The following is an 18,602-nucleotide window of genomic DNA, read 5'->3' as shown; positions in this document are numbered from 1 at the left end:
CAGTCCTGTGATCGGCGGGACTATAAATGACACAATAAAAATCTATATGCAATACAACTGAAAAAAAACATATCAGTTTTGGGCGTAGTGAAGCGCGCCAGTGTCTGTTGGTGCAGGCACTCGTGAGCGGTTTTGTGGGGTATCACAAGGATTGTTTCGGGGCGGGTGGCGAAGGTTTGGAGAGGGGAGAAGCAGGGGCGGATGACGAAAAAAACTGTGCCATCCGCGCCCATGGTGCGCGGGTGATTACTGGCTGGAGCGAATGGCCCCGCCATCGATCAACAGGTTCTGCCCGGTCAGGTAGCTCGCATGGCTGCTGCACACGAAGGCACACAGCGCACCGAATTCCTCGGGTGAGCCGAAACGCCTGGCCGGAATTTCGCGACGGCATTCGTCGAGGAATGCCTCACTGTCTTGCCCCAACTCTTCGGCGGCAGCGACCAGGTTGCCGCGCAGTCGATCGGTGTCGAACGAGCCCGGTTGCAGGTTGTTGATCGTCACGTTGCGACTGGCAATGTTGTCTTGCCTCGCAATCCCTGCGATGAATCCCGTCAGGCCACTGCGCGCGCCATTGGACAGGCCCAGGCTTTCGATCGGGGACTTCACGGCACTCGAGGTGATGTTGATGATCCGGCCAAAACCGCGTGCTGCCATGCCGTCTACCGTGGCCTTGATCAGCTCGATGGGGGTCAGCATGTTGGCATCCAGCGCCTTGAGCCAGGCGTCACGATTCCATTCGCGGAAATCCCCGGGGGGAGGGCCACCAGCGTTGTTGATCAGGATATCGAAATGCTCATGGGCCGTGAGCGCTGCCGCCCGACCTTCGGGCGTGGAAATGTCTCCGGCCACGGCGATCACCGTCACTTCAGGGTTTATCGCCCTGAGCTGACGGGCCGTTTCATTCAGCGTGTCCTCGCCCCGTGCGGTGATCACCACGTTCACACCTTCGCTGACGAGTGCCTGTGCGCAGGCTTTGCCCAGGCCTTTGCTGGCGGCGCACACCAGCGCCCAACGTCCTGCAATTCCAAGATTCATGCGTGTGTTCCTTGTCTAGTCCTGAAATAGGTTTACACCTGGATCAAACTGCGGATCGAGATCGATGCCGACTGTGCCGGTAAACACAACCTGAGGGCAGGGACCACCGCTAGCCCCTGTGGGAGCGGGCTTGCTCGCGAAGGCGGCGTGCCAGGCTATACACCTGTCTACTGACACACCGTGTTCGTGAGCAAGCCCGCTCCCACAAAGAGACTTCATGGCTTTTGAAAGTGGCAGAAAGTAGCCCAAGGAAAGTCGTTGCCTGGTCATGCGTGATCCACTGCCGCGGACAGGTTTGGCGATCGGGCTTCGATACCCATGAAGCGCCGCACGCGTTCTCCCTCGGCATCGCAGCGGATGGTTTCAGGAGCGGCATCGAGTTGAATATTGCCGTTCTCCATGAAAATTACCCGATCGGAGATCGACATGGCAAAGTCCATTTCGTGGGTCACGATCAGCATGGTCATGCCTTCCTTCGCCAGGTCGCGGATTACGTTGAGCACGTCGTTGACCAGTTCCGGGTCGAGGGCCGAGGTCGGCTCGTCGAACAGCATGATCTGCGGTTCCATCGCCAGGGCCCGGGCGATCGCCACCCGTTGTTGCTGCCCGCCGGAGAGCTGGTGCGGGTACTTGTGGGCATGGGCCAGCAGGCCGACCTTGTCCAGCAGCGCATAGGCACGATGTTCACTCAGATCGCCCGGTTGGCCGTGGTAACGCGGCGCCAGGGTGACGTTGTCGAGAATGGTGCGGTGCGGGAACAGGTTGAAGTTCTGGAACACCATGCCGATGTGCCGCACGCCTTTGCGCAGGCGGGCGCTGTTGGGTTTGTCCGAGGCCTCGATGAACTTTTCGCCGAACAACTGGATGTCGCCGGTATCGATGCTTTCCAGGCCGTTGACCGTGCGGATCAGCGAAGTCTTGCCGGAGCCGGATGGCCCGATGATCGAGACCACCTGGCCGTAATCGACATTCAGGTCGATGCCCAGCAGCACCTTGTGCGTGCCATAGCTCTTCTGGATGTTGTTCAGTTGCAGGATCGGCGTGGTGTTGTTGCCGGCGGCCTTGCGCGCAGTGTCGGGCAAGGCTTCGGCGCTGGCCTTGAACCTGGCGATGGTGGCCTCGTCGAGGGTGTGTGGCTTGCGGAAGTTCAGGTCCAGGTAGCGCTCCAGGCGCTGCAGGAAGTAGCCGAACACGGTGACGATCAACACGTAGTAGACGCCGACCGCCGCCAGGGTTTCCATGACCAGGAAGTTGGTGGCGTAGAGGCGTTGGCCGACCGTGAGGATTTCGGTCAGGGAGATGACGGAGACCAGCGACGTCAGCTTGACCACGGTGATGTATTCATTGATCAGCGTGGGCAGCGAAATACGGAAAGCCTGGGGAATCACGATCAGGCGCTGCATGCCGAACAGGCCGACACCCAGCGCGCGTCCGGCTTCCTTTTGGCCCTTGGCCACGGAAATCAGGCCGCCACGATGGATCTCCGCCATGTACGCCGCTTCAGTGACCACCAGGGCCAGCAGGCCTGAGTAGAAAGGGTTGGACAGAATCGGTCCGCTGCCGGGAAACAATTGCGGCAGGTTGTAGACGAACACCACCAGCACCAGCAACGGGATGCTGCGGAAGAACCAGATGTAGACCGCCGCGGGAATGCGCAGCAAGGGCGACTGGGACAGTTTGGCCGAGGCCAGGACAAACCCCAGCAGCATGCCGATGAACCAGGCCAGGGCGCTGAGCTGGATCACCGTGACGCAGGCATTCCAGAAGTCCGGCAGGGAGAACAGGGAGAAGAAATACGACCAATCGAATTGCATGGGGCACCTCGATCTGCCGCCCCCGTGCAGGAGCGGCAGATAACCAGACTACAAGGACAGGTTCTTAGTTGGCGGTCGGCTCTTCCAGGCCATATTTCTTGAGGATTGCGGCATATTCTCCGCTCTTTTTCGTCTCCTCGAAGGCCTTTTGCACGGCCTGGTAGGTTTCGTCGTTGCCTTTCTTGACGAAGATGCCCAGGGTCTGCTGATAGATCGGATGCTCGGTGGTGATCACGACCCGGCCGTTGGTCTTTTCCGCGATCATTTTGGCGGCGCCGGCGATTTCGACCTGGGCCTGGATGTTCTTGGACAGCAGGGCCTGGGTCACTTCGGGGGCCGAAGGGTACTCGCTGACGGTGATCGCGCCTTTGTTGTTCGGCACGCAGTATTCGTCGGACAGCTTCCTGAATTCCTTGACCCAGGTGGTGCCCTGTTCCAGGCCCAGCTTCAGGCCGCACAGGTCTTCAGGTTTCTTCGCGTTGATCTCGCTGCCCTTGGGCACCATGACCGCGGCGCCGGTGTTGGCATAGGCGATGGTCTGGGCCTGGGTCTGGCGCTCCGGCGTGATGTACATGCCGGAAATGATCGCATCGTACTTGCCGGAGTTCAGGCCCAGGATCAGGCTCGGGAACTTGGTGTCGACGAACTCCACCTTGGCGTTCATGTGTTTGGCCAGCACCGTTGCCAGCTCGGGGTCGGAACCCACCACATTCTTGTCCTTGTCATAGGACTCGAAAGGCGGGTAGGTGATTTCCATGCCGACCTTGAACGTGTCACCGGCGGCCATGCTCATCGAGGCGCCGAACATGCCGGCTGCCAATACAGCCAGGCTCAAAAGGTTTTTCTTATTGTTTTTCATTTTACTGACTCCGGCGTAGGTAGGGGTTTAACTGAAAACTTCAATCAGGACGGTTGCGCCTGATTTTTCAAATGTCCGAAACTGGCGGGCTTACGTGCCTTGCCTGGCAGTTGAACGTCCCCGTTGGCCACCCTCTGGCGCAGATACTGATAGGTCTGCAGCGCCTGGCCATACATGTGTTCGCCGATCGTGATTTCTTCGTAGTCGTTGCCTGCCTGGGCGAAGCCGGGCAGCGGTTTGATCTGGGTGTGATAGTCGCAGGCATAAAACAGCGGAAAGGAATATCGCTCCTCCTTCACGCTGCGCACCCGGTGCGCCGTGGCCACGAATGCGCCTGCGGTCATCACTTCCAGCATGTCGCCGATGTTGACCACAAAGGCATCGGCAATCGGTGGTGCATCGATCCATTGGCCGAGATTGTTCATCACCTCAAGGCCCGGTTTGTCGGCCAGGAGGATGGTGAAGCACTCGTAATCAGTATGGGCGCCAAGTCCCGGTGCGTCATGGGCCGCACCGTCGAACGGGTAGTGGATCAGGCGCAATTTGGACGGCGGCCGGGTGACCAGGCTGTCAAAGTAGTTTTCTTCCAGGCCCAGGGTCAGGGCGAAGCCGCCGAACAGGCGCCGGCCCAGGGCGAAGATCGCTTCGTAGTAGGCCTGTACCGATGCCTTGAAACCTGCCAGCTGCGGCCAGTCGTTGGGCCCCAGCAATGGCGTGTTGGCCAGCACCAGCGGGTCATCGGCCGGGACTTCGAAGCCGACGTCGAAGGCTTCCTTGTGGTCCGGCTTGCCCTTGGAATAGACCTCTTCGCCTTCGGGCACAAAGCCCTTGTGGGTTTGCGAGGTGCCGATGTAGTGGCGCATCTTCTCGTCCAGGGGCTGGTCGAAGAAGTCTTTGGCCGCCTTGCGCAGGTTGGCGATCAGTTGCGGGTCGATGCCGTGATCGGTGATGTAGAGGAACCCGACGTCGCTGGCGGCGCGCCCCAATTGTTCGGCCACGGCCAGGCGGTGTTCCAGTTCAAAGCTGAACAGGCCGGCGATGTTGACCACCGGGATGCTGTTGAAGTTGGCTTTTTGTGTGTCAGTACTGGCGCTGTTGTTTTTATTGTCAGGCATGACGCATCGGCTCCCTAAGGATGGCTTGAGTGGTGGAATCGCTCGAAATGTTCGCGTTCGGTCTGGCCCATCCACATGTTCAACGACCACAGGTCGGCGACCGGGACATTGGTGAAGGGCAGGTGATGCAGGTAGCCGTCGGCACCGAATTCCGGGGTCAGGGTGCTGACCTGGTAACCGCGGGCCTGCTGCGAGCGCCAGATGCTTTCCCAGTGCTGCTGATGGAAGGCCAGTTCCCTGGCATATTCGGGCGCGGCAGGGTGCGGAACCTGCGGCCCCTGGTCGTAACCGACCCGGGCCTGGATGTGGTGGACCCGCTCGACGAAAGCGCTGAGGTCATCGACCGGGTCGTTCAACAGACGCTCGCAGGTCACCACCCAATGGCTGATGTCACTGGTGAACAACAGATCAGGCAGTTGCCGGATCAGCTCCAGGGTCACCCAGGGGTTGAACAGCGAACGCGAGCGGTGAGTTTCGAAACTGCAGACCTGGCCGTGCTTGCGCGCCAGATCCAGCGCCTGGCCAAAAAACTCCACTTGTTGCGGCAAGGACCAACGGTCGTTACCCGCCAGCACGTTGACGAAACGCGGGGAGAGATCAGCGGCCAAGGCGAGTTTGTGGTCGAGGTCAACGAGGTGCACGGCAGGCGTTGCCGACTGTTCCGGCAGCACGTCGTACGCGGTGAAGACAGTGCTGATATAGCCCACGCGGTTGGCCTTCAGAAAGGCAGCAAACTCGGCCCGTTCACGGGCGTCCAGTGGCAGGCGTGCTTCCATGCCGTCAAAGCCCGCTTGCAGCAACTCTTCGAGTGCCTGAGCCTTGCTGGCGGTGTAACCCCACAGCGTGCGAAAAATTTCCAGCTTCATCGGTGATCCTCAAAAATCCCAGGGCCTACTGCAAAAGCACTTCGACGGCACCCGCCGATCAAATGGCTGGTTCGCTGTGGAGCCGATGTTAGGCACAGGCCGTGCGGTGAAAGAATCCGAAAGTTCAAATGAATACTTCAGACTTTCGTCAACAAATAGCTGGCTACTTATCGCGCTTGCAAGGAGGGATTTTGTGGGCGAATACGTGTCTACGTTGGGTGTTAGCGAGGAATGATGGTGTTGCGACATCATTTTGAAGACTGCCAAGCGACAGCTCTCAAAACAATCTACCTGGGGTGGCCCTCACGCCAGGATGTAAAACGCAGCGCCAGGCAAACTCACGGTTCGCAAACCGTCACGACTATTTTCCGAAGGGGCGATCAGGCTGTAGCAGGTTTGCTACAGCCCTCACCAGATCATCTTTAGACCAGGGCTTAGCCAGGTACGTCGTTGAGTAGGGCACTATTGAGGCCTCCAGCACGGAACCGGAGGTGAGAATCGAAGCGGTAGCGGGCCATTTCTCCTTCACCATCCTTATGAATTCCGCTCCTTGGAGTTGACCTCGCAAGGCTTGATCCGTGATCACCAGCAGGCAACCGTCCGGCATGCACCGCAGGTAGGTCAAGGCGTCATCGGCAGTGTCGAAGTCCAGGGTAAGGAGACCGATCTCGTTCAGGATATCGACGATCAACTTGCGAATTGCCGGGTCGTCCTCAACAACGACCGCCCATTCCATTACCAGCGAGAGCTTTCCCCGTTCTCTGTGCACGCATGGCTCCTTAATCGGCGAATTCCGAAGTAGGCGAGATAACGTGTCAGTGTAGGTGCTTTCAACGGGGTATTACGGATCCAATCTGCTGAAAAAAATGCGTTATATTGAGAAGGACTCTTAAAGTTTGGGGCCTAAAAAAGTTCTTCACGCATTTCCGGGAAACTGTAGGAGCCGGCTTGCCGGCGATGGACTCAAGTGCGCCGCGTTTATCCAGGTTATACGCGTTATCGTTAACGACCATCGCTGGCAAGCCAGCTCCTACAAGGGACCGCGTCCGAGTCGACAATGAGGGTTCCTCCAAGCCAGTGAAAGCCCCCAAAAAAAGCTGTGCCAGCAATGCGGCGTCGCCAAAGCGGCTGGAACACTTCCCCCCAATCCCTGTTTTTTGTCAATTGTCCGCGGACAATGCTGGGGTACGAGGCGGGATCATGCGCTTCGTTCCAGTCGACTCAAAACAGACGTTCATCGCCGCATCACTCAGGAAAATGCAGCTTCTACAAATGCCTCTAGCGCCTTGTCTTCCAGGATTTCGATAGAGAAGTGCCCGAAGCGCTTGGGCAACCAGATAATGCGTGTCCCGGACGGGGATTGCAGGTTCGCGCGGGCCAATGGCTTTCCGTTTTCGTCTTCTGGCTGAACACCGGCGACCATCAGTTCGTCGTAGGCCTTCTCGATATCCGGCGTCGAATAGCAGTGGCGATAAATCATCCCTTCTCCCGAGGAGTCTAATAGCTCCCTCAGGTTCCCCGCCAATGGCTGTACCAACATGAAACGCTCTTGACCGATCAGCGCAATCGCGTAGCGCACGTGCAGACCACCTCGTTCCCAGACGAGCGTTTTGGAGATCCTGGCATTGAGTATCTGTGCGTAGTAAGCACAGGCTTCTTCGAGATTATTGACCAGTACATCGACGTGACTGAACTTCAGATCCATTGCAGCCCTCCTGTTGAACCGACGTCCATGTTAAGCCCGACACGCCCAGAATTCGATGGATTCCATGAAGCAATATTCAGATCGACCGCTGATTCACACGCTGAGTCAGTTCCTCTGCGGACTCTTTTCGTTCCGAGTAGCGGTCAACCAGGTCGGGGCGATCCCGCAGCAGCAGGGTAAATTTCACCAGTTCCTCCATGACGTCTACCACCCGGTCGTACAGCGACGAGGGCTTCATGCGATTGGCCTCGTCGAACTCCAGAAAAGCCTTTGGCACGGAGGATTGATTGGGGATGGTGAACATGCGCATCCAGCGCCCCAACACACGAAGTTGATTCACCACATTGAAGGACTGGGAACCGCCGCAGACTTGCATGACCGCGAGGGTTTTTCCCTGGGTTGGGCGAACGGCGCCCAACGCCAACGGCACCCAGTCGATTTGCGCCTTGAACACCGCCGACATGGAGCCGTGGCGCTCTGGCGAGCACCAGACCTGTCCTTCAGACCACTGCATCAGTTCGAGCAGTTCCTGGACTTTCGGGTGGTCGGAGGGCGCGTCGTCCGGTAGCGGCAGGCCGGATGGATTGAAGATCCGCGTCTCGGCGCCGAAGTGTTCGAGCAACCGGGCTGCTTCCTCGACCAGCAGGCGACTGAACGACCGCGCACGAGTCGAACCGTATAACAACAGGATGCGCGGTTTGTGCTGGTCGTCGCGCCCGTTGGCGATGGGCTGGGTCAGTGATGTGTCGAGATTGGGCAGGGGGTGGGTCATGGGGGCTCCGGTCAAAGCGTGCCGATGCGGTCGAGTTCGTGCTTCAGCGCATCGCGGTCAAGTTGTGTAAAAGGCAGGTCGAGCAATGCCCGGCAGCGCGTTTCGATGCGCGCCAGGGTTGAGTGGAACGCCGCCGCTACCGTTGCTTCATCGCCCTTGATGTCCGATGGGTCTTCCAGGCCCCAATGGGCTTTGAGTGCCGGCCCGAAGTACACCGGGCACGCCTCGCCGGCGGCCTTGTCGCAGACCGTGATGACGATGTCCGGCGGGTTGGCTTCGAACGCCTCGTTGCCTTTGCTGCTCAAGCCGTCGATGGCAATGCCGGCTTCCTGCAAGGTGCTCAGGCTGCGGGGCAGCACTTGTCCCTTGGGGAAGCTGCCGGCACTGATTGCCTGAAAACCTTCGGGGGCGAGATGGTTGAACATGGCTTCGGACAGGATGCTGCGGCAGCTATTGGCGGTACACATAAACAGAACGCGCATGATGACTCCTCTTGGCGGACGCACAGGGCTAGACGCTCAGGCGCATGGCCAGGGCGGACAAGGTGATGAGCAGAATCGGCAGGGTCAGCACCACGCCGACCTTGCAGTAGTAACCCCAGGTAATGCGGATGCCCTTGCGCTCCAGCACATGCAGCCAGAGCAGGGTGGCCAGGCTGCCGATGGGGGTGATCTTGGGGCCCAGGTCGGAACCGATGACATTGGCGTAGATCATGGCTTCACGTACTACACCGGTGGCATCACTGGCTTGAATCGACAGCGCTCCCACCAACACCGTGGGCATGTTGTTCATGCCCGATGACAGCAAGGCCGTGAGCAGGCCAGTGCCCAACGCAGCGCCCCAGATGCCGAACTCGGCCATGCGGTTCAGTGCCATGGTCATGTAGGTAGTCAGCCCGGCATTTTTCAGCCCGTACACCACCAGGTACATGCCCAGCGAAAAGATCACCACCTGCCAGGGCGCTTCACGCAGCACCCGTCGCGTCGAGATCACATGCCCGCGCGCCGCCACGGCGAACAGCAGCGCGGCACAGACCGCTGCGATGGCGCTGACGGGAATGCCCAGGGGCTCCAGGGCAAACAGCCCGATCAACAACAGGGCCAGGACGATCCAGCCGACACGGAAGGTCAGGGGATCACGCACGGCGCGTCGCGGATCCATCACGTCATCGAGGGAGTAGTGCCTGGGAATGTCCCGGCGGAAAAACCGGTACAGCACCACGAGCGTGGTCGCCACGGCCACGAAGTTGACCGGCACCATGATGGCGGCGTATTCGCTGAAGCCCAGGTCGAAGTAGTCCGCCGAAACGATGTTGACGAGGTTGGACACCACCAGGGGCAGGCTCGCCGTGTCGGCGATAAAGCCGGCCGCCATGACGAACGCCAGGGTAGAGGCTGGCGAAAAACGCAGGGCGAGCAGTATTGAAACAACGATGGGGGTCAGGATCAGGGCGGCGCCGTCATTGGCAAACAATGCGGATACGCCGGCCCCCAGCAGTATCGTGAAGACGAACAGACGGCGCCCGTCACCCTTGGCCCAGCGCGCCACATGCAAGGCGGCCCACTGGAAGAACCCGGCCTCGTCGAGCAACAGGCTGATGATGATCAGCGAGATGAACGTCGCCGTGGCGTTCCAGACAATGGCCCACACCAGCGGAATATCGTGCAGCGTCACGACGCCTGCCAGCAGGGCGAGGACGGCGCCCAGGGAGGCGCTCCAGCCGACGCCCAGACCCTTGGGTTGCCAGATGACCAGCACCATGGTGAGCAGGAAAATGGAAAATGCAGTAAGCATGCGCAGTCTCGACGGTTGAAGGGTCAGCAGCAGGGGGAGGTGTTGAGCGGACGGTCGCCCATCACGGCAAGGCGAGTGCTGTTTTGCGCAAGCCAGTCGGCGTTCGCCAGCAAGGTTGTCTCCAGAACGTCGCGAACCCACGCGGGTAGATCGGGGTTGAGCCGGTAATACACCCACTGCCCCTGGCGGCGGTCGAGAAGCAGGCCGCAGCCGCGAAGCTGGGCAAGATGGCGGGAAATCTTCGGCTGACTGTCGTCCAGGGCGCAGACCAGCTCACACACGCACAACTCGCCTTCCCGAGTGATGAGCAGGGTGGCCCGGGCGCGGGTTTCGTCGGACAGACATTTGAATACGGCGGCAGGATTGAGCATTGGCTTGGCTCGATACATATGGTTATCCGAATATACGATTTTCCATATGTATTGCGCAAGCCACTCGGTCTAGAGAAAGGGAAGGCTCGTCCTGGCCAAATTGCATGAGATAGACTCGAGCCAATACGGCACAAGACCCAGGAGAGGTGATGAATGGAATCATTTAGCGTACGTGAGCTGAAAATGACTGACGCTCAAGCATTGCTCGCTTTCGAAATCCAGAACCGTGAATGGTTCGAATCCCATATCGATGCGCGCGAGCCTGGTTTTTACTCGTTGCAGGGTGTCGCCGATCATATCGAAAGCTATTTGTCCGGATTTGCCGTCGGCGCCTGGCACCCGTTTGTCATCGAGGATTCCAGCCAGAGAATCGTCGGTCGAGCCAATCTGAAAAGCATCGACCCGTCGACGGGGTCAGCGCAAGTCGGCTATCGGATTGATCAGCACGCGTGCGGGCAGGGGCTGGCCACACTGGCGTTGAGGCATCTGATAGAGCAAGCCAGGACGCGCTGGGGGCTTACGCAACTGGTTGCCTTTGCCTACAAGGAAAACCTGGGCTCAAGAAAGGTCCTTGATCGCTGCGGATTCCAACTGCAACAACCCTCCTGCAATGAAAGCACGGGGAACGAAGACCGGTTCGTCCTGTTGATCTAGATAAGATCGCCCTGGCGATTGCGAGCGTCGGCAGCAGGGCGATGACGTCCGGTCACTCCTGCTGCGCTTGATCTTCAGGCACCTCTTTCCAGCTGTCATCCGGATCAAAGCGCTTCATCGCTATCGCCAGTTTTTCACCACCGGGTCCCAGGTCTTTCTCGAACACCTGGCCTTCATGGCTGATCATGAAACTCATCACCCCGGTGTCGTTGTATTTCGCCGGCCAGGCGATCAACGCAAAGCCCCGGCTCATCTTGTCACCGATGAGGTAGCTGTAGGCGCCACCTGGTGCCGAAGGGCCCTGGCCATGCAGGATGCGGAAGCGGTAGCCATGCCACTCTTCGTCGGCAATGGCTTTGCCGAATGAAGGCCCCAACGGGCTGATCTGGTCGCTGTCGTCTTCCGCCCAGTAGAGTCCGTCGTGCTTGCCGGGGCTGCTGACGATTTTCTGCGCATACTCGAGTGCGCCGTCACCGTCGCGATCGACTGACGCGTAGTCCATCTGGGCGTCGTGATAGGCCAGCACCGATTGCACGGCAGCCAGTTCATTGCGGCCGATTTGACGGGCACGGATCTCGGCACTGCCGGCCTTCATGTCGAAGCGCCAACCGCTGGCGTCTTTTGTCATGGGGATCGGTAGTGTCCAGTTGTTGCTGCCGACTGCCAGGATTGCCTTGCGTTCGCTGGGGTTTTCAATGTGATGTTGCTCGCGGTATTGCTGCAAAAACGCATCCACGTCTTCGCGCTGCACACCTTCACGGGGAATGTAGCTGTGCCAGTCGCTGCCCAGCAACTCGGTCAGGCGGGCCTGGTCGGAGTGTTCCGTGCCCAGTGCTTCGACGAAGGCTTCTGCGGCTTTTTCTGGCGTTGGGAAAGCCTGCTGCGCCGTCGCCATGCACGACCACAACAGGCCGGCAGCTATCGCAAGGACATGTGGGAGCAAGCCCGTCAGTCCGTTCACTCGAGGATGGTTGTTCAACGGCGGCCCCCCCTTTGACGCGCTGGTGGATTGGACGGCCGGCTGATCTGGTGACCGGCCGATCGCGAGGCACTGGGGCGTTGGGCGGATGCCTGGCTGGCCCGGCCACGATTGGCCTGGAGATTGGCCTGGGACGGTGAACGTGCGCCGGCGAAGGCATTGTTGCGGGCACTGCCGGCACTGGCGGCCGGTCGTTTGTTCGCCGTTTGACGTGTCTGCGCCTGGCCCTCCCTGCGCTGATTCAGCTGAGCGCCCTGGTTGCGGGACTGCAGATTGCCTTCAGAAGCTTGTCTACGGGGTTGCTGGTTTTCCCGGGTGTTTCTGGCCGTACCCTGGCCCCTGTCAGCCGCCTTGGGTCTGTCTGCACCGGCCTGCATCCGATTACCGCCCGCCGTTCCGGACTGGAGTTTGCGCGTTTGATCGCGGGCTTCGAGGTTGCTGGTGGCAGGTCGTTCGATCCCGTGCCGGTCCATCGAACTGCGGGCGTTTTCCCGTGCCTGGGCGCGCTGGGCGTTGTCCCCGCGATAGGCTTGACGCTGATTGGCGCCGTTGAGTTGGCGGCCGTACTGTGCGCGGCTCGCGTTGTCTCGATAGGGAACGCCATTGCGGTGCACCGGGTTGTGCTGCCATTTGTTGTTGCTGATCCGGTTGTTGGCGTTGATGTTGTTGTAGCGATTGACGTCGATGTCGACGTCGTTATTGCCCCAGTCACATTCACCCCACAACGATCCAACGATCGCCACGCCGGCGCCAAACGCGAGCCCGGCCATCAGCGCCTGACCAGGGTAATAGGCCGGTGGCGGTGGATAGTACGCGGGCGGCGATGCCGGGTAGGGCCAGGTGCCGTAGGTGGTCGTCGGGTTATAGGTGGGTACGTACACCACCTGCGGATCGGCAGGCTGGATGATGATGGTGGAGTTGCTGGCAGGTGCCGGAGCCGGTTCAGGGGCTGGAGCCGGTGCCTGGGTTGTGGCCGCGGGGGCGGGTGCCGGCGCGGGCGCCGCGACATTCTGGATCGTCACGTTCTGATACTGGTTGCTCTGCAGATTGCCGGCTGCCTGCGCCTGGCGACGCAAGCGCTGCGCGCTTTCCATGACATCGTCGGGCTGCGCCAGGAAGGCATCACCCAGGCGTTGGACCCAGACGGGGTCCTGCCCCAGCAGTGCCAGAGCCTGGGGGAAGGCCACCAGAGCCTGCACGCTCGGATCCCAAGGCTGGTTCGCCACCTGTTTGACCGCATCGTCACCCTTGGCGTCCGGGTGAGCTTTGGACCAATTGACCGCCTCGCCGACTTCCCCGGGGTAGGTGGTGGCCATCAGTACCTGTGCAAACAGCGGGTCCGGGTAAAGCGCAATGGGCGCCAGCATTTGATCCAGCTGTTCCTGGGTAAACACCGGATCTTTGGCAGGCGCGGTGGCGGGCGCTGTATCGGCAGCGGGTGCCGGTGCGGCGGCGGGTGCATCCGCCGCCAGTGCCAGGCAGGCAGATCCACTCAGAAACAGTACGGCTGACAACGCGTAAAGAAATGGAATGCGCATTGCACCCCCTATGTGGTCAGGCAGGCTTGAAATGAGTGAGTCAATACACGGATGGTCAGAGCTGACTATGCAAGCCACAAAGCTCAGCTTCGTTACAGCTTCCTAATGGTAGCAGTTCATTTGAACAATCAAGGTTGCCTTGAAAATAGCGTCACGCCGATCACTGGGCGCTGGCATCGCTTTCGTGTTCTTCGGCAAATGCCATGAACACCTCCAGGTCCAGCACATCCAGTTTGATCTGGGCGATGAACGCCGAGAAGGCCAGATTGGCCGCCAGCAGGCGCAGATCGGAGGCCCAGGCTGGAAGGTAGGTTGGCCCCTTGAGCCAGCCGGACTCGAACAGCGGCGCCAGGCGCACGGTGTCCCCCAGGCTGAGGCGCCCGGCAAACAGATGCCCCACCAGTTCCGGTCGGTTATCGCGGATTGCAATGCGCAGCAGGGTATGGACGCCGAGCAGCCCGGTCAGGTAGGCAGCGTCCTTGGTAAACGCCGAACCACCCCGCAGGTCGGCGCCGCGAAACACCCGTTGGGTTGAGCGAAAGGACTCCTCTTGCGACTGCCCGGCCGCCAGGAAACCTTCGAACACCTGGATAAAGTCGGCACCCTCCAGCGCCTGCTGGACGGCCAGTACGCGCAGGGCCAGGCGCCGCAGGCGGTTGATGTCCATGCTGCCGGTGAACAGTTCGGCCAGGGTGGCAATGCCCTCCTGGGTCTGGGTGGTGCGGGGTGCTCCCAGGCCTAGGCTTGTGAGGTTCGGTTGCCGCGCGCCGTTTTGTGCGGTAGCGACATGCACGAAGGCTTCGTGTTGCAGCAGTTGGTTCTTGTCCAGCTCCGAGAACAGGGCGCTGGCCCGCAGCCGGATGCGGCTCGATCCGGCGATGGCCTTGGCGGCCAGGTTCGGATCGAGCACGACGGTGATCTGGCCGACGCCGAAGAAACGGTCCAGTTCCGGCTGAATCCAGGCGGCGAACGCCTTGGCCGGAATCTCGGCCGGGCTCGGTGGAATGCGCGCACCGCCGAGCAGGGCGTCGGTGGTCTTGAGGAAGAAACGGGCGGCGTCGAGCATGCTCAGTTGCAAGCGCGTGTAGTAGAAGTCCGGGCGCCGGTACAGCGCGGACGAATAGTGTGTAAAGGCAGGCGTGCCAATGGCCCCCAGCATGTGCCCGGCGGTGGCATAGCTACGGGCGGTCATGGCGAGGAAGTTCCCGGCAGGATGGCCCACATCGCAACGGCTGATAAAGGTTTCCAGGGCGGCGATGTCGACGCTGTGGTCGCGGGGCAGCAACTCGACCTTGGGTAACTGCGCACGTCCGCCGCGCCATTTTTCCAGGAAGTCTTCCTCGACTCCATCGGGCCAGGACAGGGCATCGAGCACGCGGATCTTGCGGGTCAGGCCGGGCAGGGCGGCATCGAGTTCGGACAGGGCGGCGGCGCTCATGGATATCTTCCTGAGGGACGAAGTGGCGTTACAAAAGCTTAGTCGTCGCGCGCGTTACGTGTTGATCCGGGATTACTCCATGACCGCTGCCGGCTCTTCATGTGCCTGGGCTTTTGGAGTCTTGATAATCAGCAACAACGGCATCACCGCCAGCGACAACAGCATCAGCAACTTGAAGTCGTCCACGTAGGCGACCCAGCTGGCTTGCACGTTGACCATTGCGTCCAGGGCGGCGCGGCCGGAGGCGGCCATCGGGTCCAGGTAATTCTTGATCGCACCAGCGTCGAAGGCGCGGTTGAAGGGCGTGACGTAGGCCCCGATCTGCTCGTGGTTGGCCTGGATGTTCTGGGTCAGCAGCACGGTGACGATGGAGATGCCGACGCTGGAACCGACATTGCGCGACAGGCTGTAAAGCCCGGTGCCTTCGGCGCGCAAGGCAGCGGGCAGGGTCGCGAAGGCCACCGTGGTCAGTGGCACAAACAGCATGCCCAGGCTGGTGCCCTGGATGAAGCCGACCCAGATGACGGTTTGCATCGACACGTCAGGTGTCCAGCCGGTCATCAGCCCCATCGACAGCGCCGACAAGCCCAGGCCCGTCAGCAATAACAGGCGGGTATCGACTTTGCCCAACAGTCGACCGGCGAGGAACATGGTCAGCATCGTGCCCAGGCCTCGCGGGCCCATGACCATGCCGGCGGTCAGCACCGGATAGCCCATCAGGGTTTGCAGGTAAGGGGTCATCAGCGCCAGTGAGGCCAGGTAGGTGATGCCGACGATAAAAATAAATACGACGCTGATGGAAAAGTTACGGTCCTTGAACAGCTTCGGGCTGATAAAGGGCGTGTCGGTGGTGAAGGTGTGGACCACAAACACATACAGGGCGACAGCGGCCACTATCGCTTCGACGAGGATTTCCCCGGAAGCGAACCAGCCCAGCTGCTCACCCCGGTCGAGGAACAGTTGCAGGGCCATGATCGCCACGCTCAGCGAACCGAAGCCGAGCCAGTCCAGGCGGGTCGAGGTGTCGGTGGGGGTTTCGCTGACGTAATAGACGATCCCGGCCAGTGCCAGTAAACCGATGGGCAAATTGATGAAGAACACCCAGCGCCAGCTGAAATTATCGGTCAGCCAGCCACCGAGCATCGGCCCCAGCACCGGGCCGACCATGACCGACACGCCGAACAGCGCCATGGCCGAACCGCGTTCCTTGAGGCTGTAGATGTCCAGCAGAATGCCCTGGGACAGCGGCACCAGCGCCGCGCCCGCCAGGCCCTGCAGCAGGCGGGCGAGGATGATTTCTTCCAGCGACTGCGCCAGGCCGCAAAGGATCGACGAGACCACGAAGCCGACTATCGCCCACAGCAGCACGCGTTTGCGCCCGAAGCGCCGGGCCAGGAAGGCCGACGGCGGCGTCATGATTGCCGCAGCGACGATGTAGGAGGTCAGCACCCAGTTGATCTGGTCCGAACTGGCCGAGATGCTGCCTTGCATGTAGGGCAGGGCGACGTTGGCGATGGTGGTGTCGAGCGCTTGCATGATCACCGCCAGCACGACGCAAGCGGTGATCATCCCGCGATGGGCCACCGCTTCGCTCGGTGCATCGCTACTCATGGGGGGCGGCCTTGCTCGCCAGCAGCCCCGAGAACAGATGCGGCAGGCCCCGCGCCGAGCCGGTATCGATTTCTGCCTGTACACTCATGCCGGTGCGCAGCGGCGGTTTTTCCCCGGCATCATCGATGCTGATGCGCACCGGAATCCGTTGCACGACCTTGACCCAATTGCCCGTGGTGTTTTGCGCGGGCAGCAACGAGAAGCTTGCACCCGACGCCGGGCTGATGCTGTCGACGGTGCCGTGCCACTGCACGCCGGGATAGCTATCGACACTGATCTCGACGGACTGACCGGGCTTCATGTGGGTCAGTTCGGTTTCCTTGGGGGAGGCGGCGACCCACAGGTGATCGGCCGACACCAGGCTGATGCCCGATTGTGGCGGTTGCAGGTAGGAGCCGACCTGCAGTGAATCAACGTTGGTCACGATACCGTCGAACGAAGCCCTGACCACCGAGTTGTTGAGGTTGCGTTGCGCTTCGTCGACGGCAGCCTGGGCGATCAGATACGTGGACTGTTGTTCGACGGGGGTGTCGATGTTCCCGCCCAATTGCGCCAGCACCATTTGGGCGGTGGCCCTGGCCACGGTGATTTTTTGCCGGGTACTGTCCAGCGCGTGCTTGGCATCGTCGTAATTGGTTCTGGACACTGCCGAGACGCTGAGCAGGGTTTGCTGGCGCTGGAAGCTGGCCTGGTAGTACGCGAGGTCGATCTGTGCCTGATCGATTTCGGCCTGCGCCTGCTTGTAATTGGCCTGCAGGTTGAGGATCTGGTTACGCACGTTGCTCAGTTGCGCCCTGGCACTGGCCAGCGCGATCTCAAAGGGCTCCGTCTTCAGGGTGAACAGGACCTGGCCCTTGACCACCCGCTGGTTGTCTTTGACATCGACCGAGGCGACCAGGCCCGAGACATCGGTGGAGACGCCGACACGATCGGCCTGTACGTAGGCATTGTCGGTGGAAATGATCTGCCCGCCGGTGACATACAAATAGCCGCCGACTACCAGCGCGATGGGTAGCAAGGCAAAGAGCGTGGTACGCACGAGTTGCCGTCTCTCAATCATGACGATGCTCCTGTTCTTCGATGGGGAGACTGCAGGCTTCGATCAGGTTGGACCTCATGCGCTTCATCATCTGCAGCAGCAGTTGTTCCTCCTCGGCCGAGAATCCGCGCGTGGCTTCCTGGCGGGTCGTGCGGCCCATGTCACGCATCAGTTCCAGCAGCGGATGGGCCTGCTCCGTCAGAAACAGCAGGGACAGGCGTCGATCCGTGGGATGACTACGGCGCTCGACCAATCCGCGTTCGGCCATTTTGTCCAGCAGGCGCACGAGGGTGATCGATTCCAGTTCCAACAGATCCGCGAGGCCTTTTTGATGGATGCCCTCGTTGGTCGACAACATGGCCAGCACTTGCCACTGCGAGCGAGTGAGGCCGACATGCCGCGCGCGTTGCTCGAACCGCTTGCGCATCAGCCGGGCGCTGTCATGCAGGGCAAAACCAAGGGTCAATGGGTCGGTCATGGTGATATCTGCTGCTGGAGAGTTAGCTCATCATAGTTGAGCTTGTAATTAGTCAGCTATCTATATTTGCGGAATAATTCAGATGAATCGATTCTCTAGATGGGGGCCCACCGCCATCGCTGGCAAGCCAGCTCCTACAAGGGACCGCGTCATGGTCGAAATGATGTGAGCGCCAAACTGTAGGAGCCGGCTTGCTGGCGATGGACTCAAGGGCGCCGCGTTTATCCAGTCCACACGCGTCATCGTTAACGACCATCGCTGGCAAGCCAGCTCCTACAAAGTGGATTGCGGCCAGGCACAAATCCCGGGAACGTCCAATAAACCTGTGGGAGCGGGCTTGCTCGCGAAGAGGCCGGCACAGCCAACATCTCCATTGCCTGACACACCGCCATCGCTGGCAAGCCAGCTCCTACAAGGGACCGCGTCATGGTCGAAATGATGTGAGCGCCAAACTGTAGGAGCCGGCTTGCTGGCGATGGACTCAAGGGCGCCGCGTTTATCCAGTCCACACGCGTCATCGTTAACGACCATCGC

18 protein-coding genes are annotated in these 18,602 nt (G+C 60.4%); 1 reads left to right on the top strand and 17 read right to left on the bottom strand.

All coding sequences use genetic code 11. The features are described from left to right. Positions 1 to 246 precede the first annotated feature (246 nt). From QMK54_RS18110 to QMK54_RS18060, 11 genes are all read right to left on the bottom strand, one after another. The gene (locus QMK54_RS18110; protein ID WP_223596089.1) at positions 247 to 1,035 is read right to left on the bottom strand and encodes an SDR family oxidoreductase; all 789 of its coding nucleotides are present in this window, start codon (positions 1,033 to 1,035) and stop codon (positions 247 to 249) included. A 266-nt stretch (positions 1,036 to 1,301) separates the two neighbouring features. Further along, complete coding sequence (locus tag QMK54_RS18105) at positions 1,302 to 2,849, bottom strand: amino acid ABC transporter permease/ATP-binding protein (protein ID WP_320401036.1); 1,548 nt, start codon at positions 2,847 to 2,849, stop codon at positions 1,302 to 1,304. Positions 2,850 to 2,913: 64 nt separating this feature from the next. Continuing rightward, positions 2,914 to 3,708, bottom strand: a complete 795-nt coding sequence (locus tag QMK54_RS18100) for an ABC transporter substrate-binding protein (protein WP_110658421.1) — start codon at positions 3,706 to 3,708, stop codon at positions 2,914 to 2,916. Between the two features lie 44 nt (positions 3,709 to 3,752). Continuing rightward, positions 3,753 to 4,823 carry an isopenicillin N synthase family dioxygenase gene (locus tag QMK54_RS18095; protein WP_110658422.1) on the bottom strand — a complete coding sequence of 357 codons (1,071 nt, stop codon included), beginning with the start codon at positions 4,821 to 4,823 and terminating at the stop codon, positions 3,753 to 3,755. 14 nt (positions 4,824 to 4,837) lie between these two features. Further along, positions 4,838 to 5,689, bottom strand: a complete 852-nt coding sequence (locus QMK54_RS18090; RefSeq protein ID WP_320401035.1) for a sugar phosphate isomerase/epimerase family protein — start codon at positions 5,687 to 5,689, stop codon at positions 4,838 to 4,840. A gap of 361 nt (positions 5,690 to 6,050) precedes the next feature. After that, the gene (locus QMK54_RS18085) at positions 6,051 to 6,458 is read right to left on the bottom strand and encodes a response regulator (protein ID WP_223596095.1); all 408 of its coding nucleotides are present in this window, start codon (positions 6,456 to 6,458) and stop codon (positions 6,051 to 6,053) included. A 480-nt stretch (positions 6,459 to 6,938) separates the two neighbouring features. Then, the gene (locus QMK54_RS18080) at positions 6,939 to 7,394 is read right to left on the bottom strand and encodes a VOC family protein (protein WP_223596096.1); all 456 of its coding nucleotides are present in this window, start codon (positions 7,392 to 7,394) and stop codon (positions 6,939 to 6,941) included. Between the two features lie 76 nt (positions 7,395 to 7,470). Next, positions 7,471 to 8,166 (bottom strand): arsenical resistance protein ArsH, encoded by a 696-nt coding sequence (arsH, locus tag QMK54_RS18075; protein ID WP_223596098.1) that lies wholly within the window; start codon positions 8,164 to 8,166, stop codon positions 7,471 to 7,473. Between the two features lie 11 nt (positions 8,167 to 8,177). Beyond that, positions 8,178 to 8,648 carry an arsenate reductase ArsC gene (locus QMK54_RS18070; RefSeq protein WP_223596100.1) on the bottom strand — a complete coding sequence of 157 codons (471 nt, stop codon included), beginning with the start codon at positions 8,646 to 8,648 and terminating at the stop codon, positions 8,178 to 8,180. Between the two features lie 28 nt (positions 8,649 to 8,676). Then, entirely contained in the window at positions 8,677 to 9,960 is a 1,284-nt protein-coding gene (locus tag QMK54_RS18065; protein ID WP_223596102.1) for an arsenic transporter, read from the bottom strand. A 23-nt stretch (positions 9,961 to 9,983) separates the two neighbouring features. Next, a complete protein-coding gene (locus QMK54_RS18060) occupies positions 9,984 to 10,331 on the bottom strand; it encodes a metalloregulator ArsR/SmtB family transcription factor (protein WP_223596104.1) in 348 nt (115 codons plus the stop codon). A gap of 153 nt (positions 10,332 to 10,484) precedes the next feature. On the opposite strand from QMK54_RS18060, the gene QMK54_RS18055 reads away from it, so the two are divergent. Continuing rightward, the gene (locus tag QMK54_RS18055; protein WP_223596105.1) at positions 10,485 to 10,985 is read left to right on the top strand and encodes a GNAT family N-acetyltransferase; all 501 of its coding nucleotides are present in this window, start codon (positions 10,485 to 10,487) and stop codon (positions 10,983 to 10,985) included. Between the two features lie 52 nt (positions 10,986 to 11,037). Here QMK54_RS18055 and QMK54_RS18050 read toward each other — a convergent pair whose 3' ends face one another. The 6 genes from QMK54_RS18050 to QMK54_RS18025 form a co-directional block, all read right to left on the bottom strand. Then, on the bottom strand, positions 11,038 to 11,880 hold the full coding sequence (locus QMK54_RS18050) for a DUF2950 domain-containing protein (RefSeq protein ID WP_223596112.1): 843 nt from the start codon (positions 11,878 to 11,880) through the stop codon (positions 11,038 to 11,040). A gap of 80 nt (positions 11,881 to 11,960) precedes the next feature. Further along, positions 11,961 to 13,502, bottom strand: a complete 1,542-nt coding sequence (locus QMK54_RS18045; protein ID WP_110661531.1) for a DUF3300 domain-containing protein — start codon at positions 13,500 to 13,502, stop codon at positions 11,961 to 11,963. A 160-nt stretch (positions 13,503 to 13,662) separates the two neighbouring features. Further along, positions 13,663 to 14,940 (bottom strand): flavohemoglobin expression-modulating QEGLA motif protein, encoded by a 1,278-nt coding sequence (locus QMK54_RS18040; RefSeq protein WP_320401034.1) that lies wholly within the window; start codon positions 14,938 to 14,940, stop codon positions 13,663 to 13,665. Between the two features lie 72 nt (positions 14,941 to 15,012). Beyond that, positions 15,013 to 16,551 (bottom strand): DHA2 family efflux MFS transporter permease subunit, encoded by a 1,539-nt coding sequence (locus tag QMK54_RS18035; RefSeq protein ID WP_320401033.1) that lies wholly within the window; start codon positions 16,549 to 16,551, stop codon positions 15,013 to 15,015. After that, on the bottom strand, positions 16,544 to 17,611 hold the full coding sequence (locus QMK54_RS18030) for an HlyD family secretion protein (RefSeq protein ID WP_223596110.1): 1,068 nt from the start codon (positions 17,609 to 17,611) through the stop codon (positions 16,544 to 16,546). Before QMK54_RS18030 ends, QMK54_RS18035 begins: the two co-directional genes overlap by 8 nt. Further along, positions 17,604 to 18,068: a MarR family winged helix-turn-helix transcriptional regulator gene (locus QMK54_RS18025; RefSeq protein ID WP_110663207.1), complete on the bottom strand. Its 465-nt coding sequence runs from the start codon at positions 18,066 to 18,068 to the stop codon at positions 17,604 to 17,606. Before QMK54_RS18025 ends, QMK54_RS18030 begins: the two co-directional genes overlap by 8 nt. Between the last annotated feature and the right edge of the window lie 534 nt (positions 18,069 to 18,602).

Source organism: Pseudomonas sp. P5_109 (assembly GCF_034009455.1).
Classification (GTDB): domain Bacteria; phylum Pseudomonadota; class Gammaproteobacteria; order Pseudomonadales; family Pseudomonadaceae; genus Aquipseudomonas.
The sequence above is the reverse complement of the archived record's forward strand: the minus strand, read 5'-3'. Positions and strand labels throughout refer to the sequence as shown.

Excerpts from the sequence above, each read along its gene's own strand:
- QMK54_RS18110 (WP_223596089.1), bottom strand. The coding sequence starts at position 1,035 with ATGAATCTTGGAATTGCAGGACGTTGGGCGCTGGTGTGCGCCGCCAGC.
- QMK54_RS18105 (WP_320401036.1), bottom strand. The coding sequence starts at position 2,849 with ATGCAATTCGATTGGTCGTATTTCTTCTCCCTGTTCTCCCTGCCGGAC.
- QMK54_RS18100 (WP_110658421.1), bottom strand. The coding sequence starts at position 3,708 with ATGAAAAACAATAAGAAAAACCTTTTGAGCCTGGCTGTATTGGCAGCC.
- QMK54_RS18095 (WP_110658422.1), bottom strand. The coding sequence starts at position 4,823 with ATGCCTGACAATAAAAACAACAGCGCCAGTACTGACACACAAAAAGCC.
- QMK54_RS18090 (WP_320401035.1), bottom strand. The coding sequence starts at position 5,689 with ATGAAGCTGGAAATTTTTCGCACGCTGTGGGGTTACACCGCCAGCAAG.
- QMK54_RS18080 (WP_223596096.1), bottom strand. The coding sequence starts at position 7,394 with ATGGATCTGAAGTTCAGTCACGTCGATGTACTGGTCAATAATCTCGAA.
- arsH (WP_223596098.1), bottom strand. The coding sequence starts at position 8,166 with ATGACCCACCCCCTGCCCAATCTCGACACATCACTGACCCAGCCCATC.
- QMK54_RS18070 (WP_223596100.1), bottom strand. The coding sequence starts at position 8,648 with ATGCGCGTTCTGTTTATGTGTACCGCCAATAGCTGCCGCAGCATCCTG.
- QMK54_RS18065 (WP_223596102.1), bottom strand. The coding sequence starts at position 9,960 with ATGCTTACTGCATTTTCCATTTTCCTGCTCACCATGGTGCTGGTCATC.
- QMK54_RS18060 (WP_223596104.1), bottom strand. The coding sequence starts at position 10,331 with ATGCTCAATCCTGCCGCCGTATTCAAATGTCTGTCCGACGAAACCCGC.
- QMK54_RS18055 (WP_223596105.1), top strand. The coding sequence starts at position 10,485 with ATGGAATCATTTAGCGTACGTGAGCTGAAAATGACTGACGCTCAAGCA.
- QMK54_RS18050 (WP_223596112.1), bottom strand. The coding sequence starts at position 11,880 with ATGGCGACGGCGCAGCAGGCTTTCCCAACGCCAGAAAAAGCCGCAGAA.
- QMK54_RS18045 (WP_110661531.1), bottom strand. The coding sequence starts at position 13,502 with ATGCGCATTCCATTTCTTTACGCGTTGTCAGCCGTACTGTTTCTGAGT.
- QMK54_RS18040 (WP_320401034.1), bottom strand. The coding sequence starts at position 14,940 with ATGAGCGCCGCCGCCCTGTCCGAACTCGATGCCGCCCTGCCCGGCCTG.
- QMK54_RS18035 (WP_320401033.1), bottom strand. The coding sequence starts at position 16,551 with ATGAGTAGCGATGCACCGAGCGAAGCGGTGGCCCATCGCGGGATGATC.
- QMK54_RS18030 (WP_223596110.1), bottom strand. The coding sequence starts at position 17,611 with ATGATTGAGAGACGGCAACTCGTGCGTACCACGCTCTTTGCCTTGCTA.
- QMK54_RS18025 (WP_110663207.1), bottom strand. The coding sequence starts at position 18,068 with ATGACCGACCCATTGACCCTTGGTTTTGCCCTGCATGACAGCGCCCGG.